This window comes from Paenibacillus sp. 23TSA30-6 (assembly GCF_014858585.1).
GTDB lineage: Bacteria > Bacillota > Bacilli > Paenibacillales > Paenibacillaceae > Paenibacillus.
In genome coordinates this window covers 140,351-151,259 of the sequence record NZ_SLTL01000011.1, presented here as the reverse complement: position 1 = coordinate 151,259, position 10,909 = coordinate 140,351, and the positions used below count along the sequence as shown (strand labels likewise).

Sequence of the window (10,909 nt, the reverse complement as noted above, 5' to 3'; positions counted from 1 at the left end):
AAGGGATTTCACAACAGCGAATCCGTTATTTTACCGAGCCTACCATACCCGCTACAAAATGCTTCTGCATCAGGAAAAATACCAGTGCAGTCGGCAACGTGGACAGGACGATGGCAATCATAATCACGCCGTAATCGGGTGCATAGCCAGAGCCGAGGTTCGAGATCAACAGCGGAATCGTTTGATTTTCCGGCGTTTGCAACACGATCAGAGGCCAGAGATAGTTATTCCAGCTCGACATGAACGTGATGATGGCGGCAGCGGCATAAGTTGTTTTCATCGTAGGCATATACACCCGGAAGAACAGACCCAGCTCGGACAATCCGTCCATACGACCGGCTTCCAGCAAGTCCTTCGGAAACATCTTGGTGCTTTGACGGAAAAAGAAGATCAGAAACGCCGTGGTAACTGTCGGAATGACGACAGACGAAAGGGTATCAATGCCGATCCAAGGCAGCGTATTAGAGATACTGCCGAACATCCGATAGAGCGGAATCATGATCGCCGCAAACGGAATCATCATAGACATTAGCAGGATATTGAAGACTACGTCCTTGGCTTTACTTCTGTAGATTTCAAACCCATAGCCTGCCAGTGAGGCAATCAGCATTGCCAGCAGTGTCGTGGAAATCGAGATTTTCGCCGAATTACTCAGCGCGGTAACGATATCCACTTTTTCCAGCAGATTGTGCATATTATCCATCAGATGAGAGCCGGGCAGCAGCTTGCCTTTCGTCACATCAACCGACAGGTTGGTGGCGCTGGATAGCATCCACAGGAACGGGAAAATCGAAACGAACGATATAATGATCAGAAAGGCATACGTAAATAATCTTTTCGTTTTCATCATTTCTTCTCACCTGCCACTTTGAACTGGATGATCGACAAGATAATGATCATAATGACGATGGAGTAGGATACGGTCGCCGCATAACCAAAGTCGGATGAATATTTGAAGGACAGGTTATAAATATATTGCGAAATGGAAGAAGTCGCGTTCCCCGGTCCGCCTTTGGTAATGTTCATAATTTCATCGAAGAGCTGGAGTGTACCAATCGTCGATGTGATGGAGGTGAACAGGATAATCGGTTTGAGCAGTGGAACCGTAATGCTGAAAAATTGTCGAATGGAGGAAGCTCCATCAATACGGGCCGCTTCGTAGATCGAGTTGTCGATGTTCTGGAGACCGGACAAGTAAAAGATCATATTGTAGCCGGTCCAGCGCCATGTGATTGCAATAATAATCGTAACCTTGGCCCAGAAGGGGTCTGTAATCCATTGAATCGGCGTGCCGATCACGTGCAGATTCAGCAATAAGGAGTTTACCAGACCATCAGCTGAGAACAGATATTTGAATACAACCGAATAGGCTACAAGGGATGTAATACAAGGCAAGAAGATCGCTGTGCGGAAAAAGCCTTTGAATTTCAGGTTTTTATCATTCAGCAGTACGGAAATGAACAGGGCCAGAATCACCATCAATGGCACCTGGAAAATCAAATAGATAAACGTGTTCTTTACGGCGGTTATAAACATGCTGTCGGTGAACAGACGTTTGTAGTTATCAATGCCGTTGAAGGTCAGATTAGACCCTGTACCTGTCTTGAAGGACAAGATGAGCGCCTGGATCATCGGATAGAAATAAAAAGCCACAATCATGATCACTGCGATGGATATGAACAACCATCCTGTCATACCTGCCTTGAAACGTGATGTCGTCATTTTGGGCGCGGCTGTCTTCATACCATGTCAACTCCCCATGCAGCAATAAAACCTTGAACTCGAAAGCCCAAGGTTTTAAGTGCTTATCGTTTTATTGTTTAGCCTTGGCTAGATGGACTGTTTTATTTAAGCTGTGCTTCTGCTTGTCCTTGAGCATCTTTCAGAACTGCATCTACATCTTTGCCGTTCAGGTAGTTTTGAATTTCAACGGTCATAATATCCTCAATGGCGTAAGTGTGCATGCCATAATTGACTTTTGGAACTTGTTTGGTCCATTCTGCGAATTTCTTATAGACTTTGTCGCCACCGAAGTACGGATCTGTCTCGTCATAAGCTTTACCGCTGGAAGCTGCGTTTAATGAACCGACAATTCCAATTTTGCTCAGCATATCTTGATATAGATCTTGATCTGAACCGAATGTTTCTTTCAGGAAATCAGCAGCGGTATCTTGACCGTCTGTGTTCAGCACATACCAGGAGCTGCCGCCGAGGCTGGAAGCATTCACGGACTCAGGTACATTTTTCAATTTAGGGAAAGGAACAACGGCCCATTTACCCGATTGCGAAGCTTCTGCTTTGATCGATGGTGTAATCCAGTTACCTGTAGGTACGGAAGCGACTGCACCGCTGTTGAAGGCGGCCAGGAATTGGCTCCAGTCGGCATTCATTTTAACAATGTTGGCATCGAACAAGGATTTGTACGTCAAGAGTGCTTCTTTTAGAGCTGCATTGCCAGCCAGGTTTGGTGTTTTACCGTCTTCTTTCAGGTACCATGAACCTGCGGATTGGATCATACCGCGGATCAGACCGAGGTCATTCGGATCTTGAGTGAGCATTTCTTTACCTGTTTTTTGCTTCACAGCTTTACCGATCTCAATGAATTTGTCCCAATCAATGTTGGTCAGGTCAGCTACTTTGTAGCCGGCTTGTTCCAAATAGTCCGTTCTTACATACAGACCCATAACACCGGAGTCGAATGGAACACCGTATTGCTTGCCGTTGTAGCTTGTTGGTCCGATTTTGTAATCCGCGAAGTCGGATGCTTTGATCGAGCTGCTCATATCATGGAAGGAATCAGGATAGGCTTGCAGGAAGTTCTGTGCCCGGTAATCCTCGATCAGAACCACGTTAGGCAATCCTTTGGTGGAACCGGAGTTGAGACCGGCATTCATTTTTTGTACGATATCATTTTGAGCATATTCTACAATGTTTACGGTTACATCAGGATGTTTGGCAACGTAGCGATCTTTCGCCAGCTTCAGTGCTGCGATATTGAAGTTCGGGTCCCAAGCCCAGACCGTGATTTCTTTCTTGCCGGAATCCGTGGTAGTCGCGGCTTTCTCGGAATTGCTGGAACATGCGGACAGCAAGATCAAGCTTGCGATCAGCAGAAGGAAAGTCATTTTTTTCATTTCGTTCAACCCCTACTCTTTTTTATATGTTACTTATTCGTGCTAAACCTTTTGAATGAAAGCGGTTACTTTGTTTATAAATCTAGTTTATCATCCTTGTTTTGCAGGCGTTAGGAATATCTTTATACGGATTGGTCTTATTATTATGAATTATCAAAAAAGGTACCGCTTACATTTGTATTTTATTTTGGTTTAGGTATTTTTTTTAGGTTGAACTAAAGTTGTACACGAAGCGCCACTGCGCGGTCGGATGGTGCTTCCCATCGCTGTTGTATCCAGATTTCTTTATTCAAATTATATAAGGTTGAAATCCGGATACAAAGGCGACCGCTACGCTTGTACAGCACCATTCCGCCCACTCCGTTCTTGTTCCACCTTCTTTGTCTTTAGTCCAGCCTATATTTTTATTAGATAGGAGAGGCGGGTTTTACGATCAATGGCAGTGTCATTTTCACTTTGGTACCCTCGCCTTTTTTGCTGGAGATGGTCACGCCATATTCTTCTCCATATAAAAGGGTAATGCGGTTGTGTACGTTCTGAATGCCGATGCCCGTGAACAGTTGGCGCTTGCTCTTGGGGTTCGGAAGTCCGTCCTGCACAGCATGTCCGTCCATATCCATACCGTCCCCGTCGTCGACTACCTCGCAGATGAGAGTGTCGTCCGTTTTGGACACCAATATATAGATGTGTCCTGTATTTTTTTCATTAAATGCATGGAAAAATGAATTTTCGATAAAAGGCTGGATAATCAGCTTGGGCACATGGTACTCCAGACAATCCGGCGACACAAAATAATTCACCTGTACCCGCTGCCCATAGCGTACGTGGTTAATGAACACGTAATTTTGCATATTGGCCATTTCCTGCTCGATTGTGATCGTTTCACTTACATTGCTGATCGTATTCTGCAGTAGGGAAATGAGCGCGTTGATCGTCTCGGCGGCGGTCTCCTTGTTTCCTTTGAGCACCAGCATTTTGATCGAAGCCAGTGTATTGTACAGAAAATGCGGATTGATCTGCCGCTGCAGCGCAGCCAATTCTGCATTTCGTTGTCCTTTTTGCGTCTCTAGAAGCTTCTGGATATAGTCATTCAGTTCATCCAGCATGTAGTTGTAGGCATGACTTAACTGTCTAACCTCATAGCTACCCGTTACCGGGAGATAGTTATCAAAATTTTTCTCGCGGACGGTCGACATTTGCTTGACCAGCCGGGTCAGAGAACGAATCAGGCGACGGGAAATCAGAAAAACAATTAACAAAGCAATCAACACGATGCCAATGCAGATCAGTACAACGGATTTGACGTCAATAATCTGTCCGATCGCGGTTTGTCTGTCGATCATGTTCACCAGATAAAAATCATAAGAAGGAATGTAGTTGGAAAGAAGGATGCTCTCCTTGTTCATCACATCGGCATTGATGTAATTAAGTCCCTGTTCATTAATTTTTGTGGCATAGCCTAGCAACTCATTGGAACGTTGTCCGATCAGATCCTGACGGTTGCTCGATACAATCAGTCCCGACTTGTCCAAAATGAGTACATCATTGCCGTTGCTTGTGAAGTTGTTATAGAAGCGGCGGAATTCCGGCTCGCGAATGGCAATGTAGATCATGCCATACAACGTACCGCTAGTTCGCTCCATAAAAGCCTTGGAGGCGATAATATACGGTGTCGGTTTCTGCCCGGTATTATTCATTTGCTGACGAAATAGATCCGTATCCAATTGATACATGAGCTGTGTAGGCTGTGCCGCGCTGCGGGCTGTAATCAAACTGTTCTTGAGCTCCTCCGCAGTTACCGGCCAGTAGGACGAGTCGGAATAGAAGCTCCGGCCGTTCATGCCCGTTACGGCGACACTGACATCATAGGCGTCGACATTTGATTTAATCTGCTTCATCTGCTGTGCCATACCGAAGTAGATTCGCGCTGAGTTAATGGAGTCGGATTGCCCTCCTGTCAGGTAGTTTTTGACCGTTCCATTTTCCGAAGCATGGGTTACGGCATTCACGATAGAATCATTGAAGGACTCAAAGCTGGATTGAATCTGACTGAGTACCTTGGCATTCGTAATGCTGAATGTTTCGGCGAACAGTCGTTCAGACATCCGAATCGTCACCAAAGAGGTCAGCAAGGACACCGCAGTGATGCTGACCACCATAACGACAAATATTTTAAAGAACAGACCTTGATATTTGATTTTATGGATATACCTTTTCATATCAATCTCTTTTCTGCTGGCAGATATGCTCTTGCTCTCTAATGGAGATGCTCCCTGCGATATTGGCTGGGTGAGTAACCCGTTACCTTTTTGAACACTTTGGTAAAATAGCTGGGGTCCGAATAGCCGACGGTGCTGCTAATATCCGAAATGGACATCGTCCCCGACCGCAGCAGCTCAGCAGCCTTTTCAACCCGAATTTTGTTCAGATACTCGCTGAAGCCCTCTGTATGGTGTGCTGTAAAATAACTGGACAAGTAAGAGGGATTAAAATGAAAATATTGACCGAGTGTCGTCAAATTGAGCGTTTCCGCGTGATGTTCCTCGATATATTCCAGCAGCTTCTTCATGCTCGTACTGCTTCCTTGCTGTGTTTTGGCCAGAATCTGCATGTTCGCTTCTTCTAAAAAGGTCTCCAACAATCGCACTGCCTCATGTACGTGAGGGGCATCATTAATTGTTTTGAAATAGGAGTATTTCGCTGCATCCAGTTCCTTCATATCATACCCCTGATTCCCGAGCAAAATCGTAATGTTGAATACGATGTTCCCGAGAAGGGATTTGAATTCAAAAGCGGTGGAGGTATAGTTGCCGGACATAGCGGCTACATAAGACCTCAAATCCTGAAAAGCCGTTTCAAAATGCTCACGCTTCATCTCTTCCGTGAACTGTTTTAAGTTAAACGAGCTGTTCACCTGAACAGGCTTGGGGAGTTCGTCTTCCATCAAGAGCGCGGTTCCCGGGAAGTAAAAGCGATAGCTGAGCAGTTTGGGCAGTTCATCCTGATAGACCTCGCTCATTTGATTAAAATTATCAAACAAACGGCTGATCGCCCAGCCTGTCTGTGGCTCGACTTGCTTCGTCTCCTGAGCTACTTCTCGGACCGCAGCTATCCAGGAGTGTAATTCACGCGGATCAAGATTAGCTAAAAAAACAGCCGTGTTTGCTTCAGACGGCAGTTGTCGCAACACGATTTGTTCACAGGCAGATGTCACTCGATCGGTGAGCTTGGAAAATAGGTCCAAGGCAGGGTGGGAGTGGCCTTTCCCCTGTGGTTCCGCCTGCTCCACGCCTATGAGTGTAAAACGGGCATACGGAAATTCCTGCTTCAGCAGTTCCGTGTCATAGTCGATGCTATAGCCGGAAACGAGCTTTTCTATCACATGATCCATCGTAATTTGGTTATTCCCGGCATCCGCCTGATACTGAATGGACGGAATTTTGCGGGCTGTTCTCTGGAGCACTTGAAGCAGCTCATCCGTGTCCAGCTTGGGCTTCAAAATATAGTCAGCAACACCTTGCTGGAAGGTGGATCGCACGTAATTAAACTCGCCGTAGCTACTGAGCACAATGACCTCAATATCAGGATAATTCTGTCTGACAATGCGCGTCAGTTCTTCACCGTCCATGATAGGCATCACGATATCCGTAATGACAATATGGGGGCGCAAAGTCTCAATCAGCGCTAACGCTTCTTTTCCATTAGAAGCCTCGCCTACAATGCGAAATCCATACTGTTCCCACGATAAATGATGCTTGATCCCTTGCCGTACCAATATCTCATCATCTACAATCAAAATATTGCATAGCTCTTTCATGGTAGCACTCTCCGTAATTATACCTATTCAAAAAATGACCTCCATAAGGCGGACGTCACATCATTTGAGACACATAGTTGATAACGCTTCCAACTTAGCTTAAATATAAAGCATTTAATCCTTACATGCTAACATAAACCTTTGTCTAATCCAAAGGTAATTTAGTTCAAATGGCATGTAAAACGACAAAAAAGGCCGTCGAGAAGATCTCGACAGCCTGAGTAAACCGGGCTACCTTTACCTTAAACGGTACCCCATGTTCGATCACCTGCCAAATATTTTTCAGTCAAAATAGACAGCAGTTGAATGCCAACCTCATTGTGGCCCCCTTCAGGGAGGATCAGGTCAGCGTATTTCTTGGAAGGCTCAATAAATGCCTCGTGCATAGGCTTAACTGTACTCAAATAGTGATCGTGGATCGACTGAATGGTGCGGCCTCGCTCCTCAATATCCCGAAGTACCCGGCGAAGTATACGCACATCCGGATCGGTGTCGACAAATACCTTGATGTCGAGCAGTTGACGGAGCTTTTCGTCAGACAGCACGTGCAGACCCTCCAACATAACGATATGATTCGGCAGAAGCTCTACCGTCTCGTCAGTGGAACGGGCATGAACTGTAAAGTCATACACTGGCGCTTGAGTCGCTTGTCCTTTTTTCAGACATTGGAGATGCTCGATAAGCAATTCGTTGTCAAAGGCAAACGGATGATCATAATTGACCAAAGCACGTTCAGCATGGCTCAGATGTGAATGGTCTTTATAGTAGTTATCCTGAGATATGAAAGTCACTTTGTTTGATCCCAGACGTTCAACGACAGCGCGTGCTACCGTTGATTTACCGGAACCCGTACCGCCGGCAATACCAATAATAAGCATGGCGTTTCACTTACCCTTCCCTGAATATATCCCGATACAACTCAAGTATTGTAGCACAACACGCACTTTTTTTCATCAATGCAGAGCATTGTATTTCTTCCATTTTCGTATCTTGGCTCTGAATGTTTTAAACGGTGCCACGGAGTTGATGTGAATCCATCTAGCCATGGGCCACTTCGGATTACTGCCTGTCCACTTGTGAACGCCCTGCGTAAAGAGTTCTTCATGACTTAGCGTGTCAATCCAATCCAGCCACTTTTGCTCTGTCAGCTTGAATAGTTGGCGTAATTCATGTAAAGAGTGGTGGGTGTAGGTTTTGTAAAAGGATTGGTAAAGCTCGCCTAGCCTATTCCATTTATAATTTGGTGCAGGCATGATGACGTCTTTTCCTTCCTTTTCGTCCCTGTCCCATGACATGACAAGATGAAGCCATCCAAGCTGGTAGGCAATGATTTCTGCAGGTGTTTTATCTACTTCGGGTATCCGGACATCCTTTTGGTTCTCGTCAACCTCCTTGTATTCACTATCTAACAGTAAGTAGGAGGCATGAATTGCTTCTTTTAACTCGGTTTTGGAAGCGTAGTGGTAGCTGGGCATCTAATCACTCCTATAGGTTCTTTTCATTATACCGACCTCTCTAAATGTATCACTTTAAACATGACAACCTTATGGCTTATTCAAAAAAATGTTTTATGTGGTTTTATGAAAGGGTAATTGGTATATTCACGAAAAAGGATGCAAAATTAATAGAGAATTTAAACCAAAAGATAAGTAATTCGACATATTTTAATATTATTTTATAAGTCTATAATTATTAGTGTATTGCGCTAGCGTATATTGTTTGGAAAGGCCGTATGGCACAAACAGCTGTACAGTTATGTTGGTTGGTTCTTATCAATTTATCTAAAAAGGAGACTGTTACATGAAGTCGAGTTTGCTGAAAAAATGTGCAAGTGTAATGTTGAGCAGTACGATGGCTCTGTCTTTGTCGTTACCGTTACTAGGTCATGCACATGCAGATGGGAATTTACAGGTAAGTGATGATTTTGAACAAGGGGAAGCTCAAGGCTGGACAGCAGGTTCAGGGAACTGGTCAGTTGTCTCGAACGGGAATGGCTCTACATACCAGCAATCTAGTCAAAGCGAAAGCCATTCGGTTAAAGGTAATGCATCATGGACCAACTATAGTGTGCAAGCAGATGTATATGTAGATGATTTTAATGGCTCCAATCGGGTATATGTTGCAGGCAGATACACAGATTCCAACAACTTTTATGCTGCATCTTTGTACAACAAGAAGGGTGGAGCGCTTGAAATTCGCAAAAAGGTAAACGGTTCTATGAAGACACTGGCTACCAATAACAAATACAAACTGGACACCAATACCTGGTACAGAGTGAAGCTGGAGCTGTCCGGTTCGGAAATTAAGATGTATGTCAATGATAAGCTGGAGCTGACCGCAACAGATTCCGGCCTTGCTTCCGGAGCTATTGGTTTGGTAACCTCCAAGGCGGTTGCCCAGTTCGATAATGTTACCGTATCCGGTGCTTCAACTGAAGCAGATCCAGGCACAACGCCGGTGAATCCAACACCAGGTATAGATAAACCAACTCCTGGGGTAGATAAAAACGCAACCTCAAATATTAACTATAATCTGGCCGGTTTCTCCTATGGTAATACAGGCGGCGGGGAAATTAAGGATACCGATGCCAATTACAAAAAGGTTTACAACGCTGTAGATCTCAACGAGGCACTTAAAAAAGGTTCTAAAGTCAAAGTTATTGAGATCATGAATGATCTTGATTTGGGATGGAACGAAATGCCTGATGCTGCAAAGGTCATGCCTTTTAGCGCAAACAACCCTGTGCTGACAAATCCCGTTTTGAAGAAAACAGGTGTGAGCAAAATCTATATAGAAAACTTGAATGGAATCACGATTTTCTCGGCAAATGGCGCTAAAATCAAACATGCTGGTATTGTTATTAAAAGAAGCTCTAATTTGATTTTCCGTAACCTCGAATTTGACGAACTTTGGGAGTGGGATGAAGCAACCAAAGGGAACTATGACAAGAATGACTGGGATTATATCACGGTTGAAGGTCAAAGCTCCAAAGTATGGATTGACCATTGTACATTCAACAAAGCATATGATGGCTTGGTAGATGTGAAAAAAGGCAGTAACGGAGTTACCATTTCATGGTCCTTGTTCAAAGGAGATGACCGCAGCTCCAATAGCTGGGTAACTCAACAGGTTAACGCTATGGAAGCAGACAAATCTTCCTACCCTATGTATGCTTATCTGAGAAGCAGTGCAGTAGGCTTGAGTGAAGAAGATATCATTGATATCGCAGCAGGACAAAAGAAAGCGCATCTGATCGGTGCTACTGAGATGGCTGCTGATAATGCAGATTTGGCAGTAACATTGCACCATAACTACTACAAGGATATTCAAGACCGTATGCCTCGTCTGCGTGCTGGTAATGCCCATGCCTATAACATCGTTATGGACGATGCCGGATTGGCTAGAGCCAAAAACAGAATTACGTCCGACATGGCGAAAGCGATTGCTGCCCAAGGATACCATTTTGACGTAGTGGGTAACGGTGCGATTTCCACGGAAAATGGCGCGGTACTGCTTGAAAAATCGTATTTAATTGATGTATTTTCACCAGTACGTAATAATCAAAAAGACCCAAAAAAAGATGACTACACAGGTAAAATCAAAGCAGAAGATGTTATCTTCTCTGACAACGGTACAGTATTCAGAGGGGGCAGCGAAGATGCGAATAGCCCGTTAGCCCCTTATCCTGTAAAAGGCAAGAGCTTCTCCTGGAATGGATTCACAACGTTGCCTTACAGCTACACAGCCGAAGATCCTGAAAACCTGGTTGCTCAATTGACAGCCAAGGACGGAGCAGGTGCAGGCAAGCTGAACTGGTCGAATGAAAACTGGCTTAAAACCGTATACAAAACAGTTGCTTTGAAGGCTGCAGAAACGGTGGAAGATTCCGAATAAGTGTATTGGAAAAATAGCATTGGAATAAGAAGCAGCCAGGACAGATATACTCTGTTCCTGGCTG

The 10,909-nt window shown here is 44.7% G+C and carries 8 protein-coding genes; 1 reads left to right on the top strand and 7 read right to left on the bottom strand.

Annotated features, from left to right (window positions below):
- Nucleotides 1–25: 25 nt before the first annotated feature.
- The 7 genes from E0698_RS12735 to E0698_RS12705 all read right to left on the bottom strand — a co-directional run bounded on the left by E0698_RS12735 (nt 26) and on the right by E0698_RS12705 (nt 8,426).
- The gene (locus tag E0698_RS12735) at nt 26–850 is read right to left on the bottom strand and encodes a carbohydrate ABC transporter permease (RefSeq protein WP_134911599.1); all 825 of its coding nucleotides are present in this window, start codon (nt 848–850) and stop codon (nt 26–28) included.
- Nucleotides 847–1,743: a carbohydrate ABC transporter permease gene (locus tag E0698_RS12730; RefSeq protein WP_025686098.1), complete on the bottom strand. Its 897-nt coding sequence runs from the start codon at nt 1,741–1,743 to the stop codon at nt 847–849. The genes E0698_RS12735 and E0698_RS12730 overlap by 4 nt, the downstream gene beginning before the upstream one ends.
- Before the next feature lie 101 nt (nt 1,744–1,844).
- Nucleotides 1,845–3,134 (bottom strand): ABC transporter substrate-binding protein, encoded by a 1,290-nt coding sequence (locus E0698_RS12725; RefSeq protein WP_192511798.1) that lies wholly within the window; start codon nt 3,132–3,134, stop codon nt 1,845–1,847.
- Nucleotides 3,135–3,541: 407 nt separating this feature from the next.
- Nucleotides 3,542–5,353 (bottom strand): cache domain-containing sensor histidine kinase, encoded by a 1,812-nt coding sequence (locus E0698_RS12720; RefSeq protein ID WP_134911597.1) that lies wholly within the window; start codon nt 5,351–5,353, stop codon nt 3,542–3,544.
- Nucleotides 5,354–5,391: 38 nt separating this feature from the next.
- The gene (locus E0698_RS12715; protein ID WP_192511797.1) at nt 5,392–6,951 is read right to left on the bottom strand and encodes a response regulator transcription factor; all 1,560 of its coding nucleotides are present in this window, start codon (nt 6,949–6,951) and stop codon (nt 5,392–5,394) included.
- 242 nt (nt 6,952–7,193) lie between these two features.
- Nucleotides 7,194–7,829 (bottom strand): uridine kinase, encoded by a 636-nt coding sequence (gene udk, locus E0698_RS12710; RefSeq protein ID WP_192511796.1) that lies wholly within the window; start codon nt 7,827–7,829, stop codon nt 7,194–7,196.
- A 75-nt stretch (nt 7,830–7,904) separates the two neighbouring features.
- Complete coding sequence (locus tag E0698_RS12705; RefSeq protein ID WP_149095445.1) at nt 7,905–8,426, bottom strand: ClbS/DfsB family four-helix bundle protein; 522 nt, start codon at nt 8,424–8,426, stop codon at nt 7,905–7,907.
- A gap of 325 nt (nt 8,427–8,751) precedes the next feature.
- Here E0698_RS12705 and E0698_RS12700 point away from each other — a divergent pair, with 325 nt between their 5' ends.
- Nucleotides 8,752–10,845, top strand: coding sequence for a pectate lyase family protein (locus E0698_RS12700; protein ID WP_192511795.1), 2,094 nt, complete (start codon nt 8,752–8,754; stop codon nt 10,843–10,845).
- Nucleotides 10,846–10,909: the final 64 nt, after the last annotated feature.

What these genes read in the sequence shown, in the direction of transcription:
- E0698_RS12735 (WP_134911599.1), bottom strand. Translation starts at nt 850, where the DNA reads ATGATGAAAACGAAAAGATTATTTACGTATGCCTTTCTGATCATTATA.
- E0698_RS12730 (WP_025686098.1), bottom strand. Translation starts at nt 1,743, where the DNA reads ATGAAGACAGCCGCGCCCAAAATGACGACATCACGTTTCAAGGCAGGT.
- E0698_RS12725 (WP_192511798.1), bottom strand. Translation starts at nt 3,134, where the DNA reads ATGAAAAAAATGACTTTCCTTCTGCTGATCGCAAGCTTGATCTTGCTG.
- E0698_RS12720 (WP_134911597.1), bottom strand. Translation starts at nt 5,353, where the DNA reads ATGAAAAGGTATATCCATAAAATCAAATATCAAGGTCTGTTCTTTAAA.
- E0698_RS12715 (WP_192511797.1), bottom strand. Translation starts at nt 6,951, where the DNA reads ATGAAAGAGCTATGCAATATTTTGATTGTAGATGATGAGATATTGGTA.
- udk (WP_192511796.1), bottom strand. Translation starts at nt 7,829, where the DNA reads ATGCTTATTATTGGTATTGCCGGCGGTACGGGTTCCGGTAAATCAACG.
- E0698_RS12705 (WP_149095445.1), bottom strand. Translation starts at nt 8,426, where the DNA reads ATGCCCAGCTACCACTACGCTTCCAAAACCGAGTTAAAAGAAGCAATT.
- E0698_RS12700 (WP_192511795.1), top strand. Translation starts at nt 8,752, where the DNA reads ATGAAGTCGAGTTTGCTGAAAAAATGTGCAAGTGTAATGTTGAGCAGT.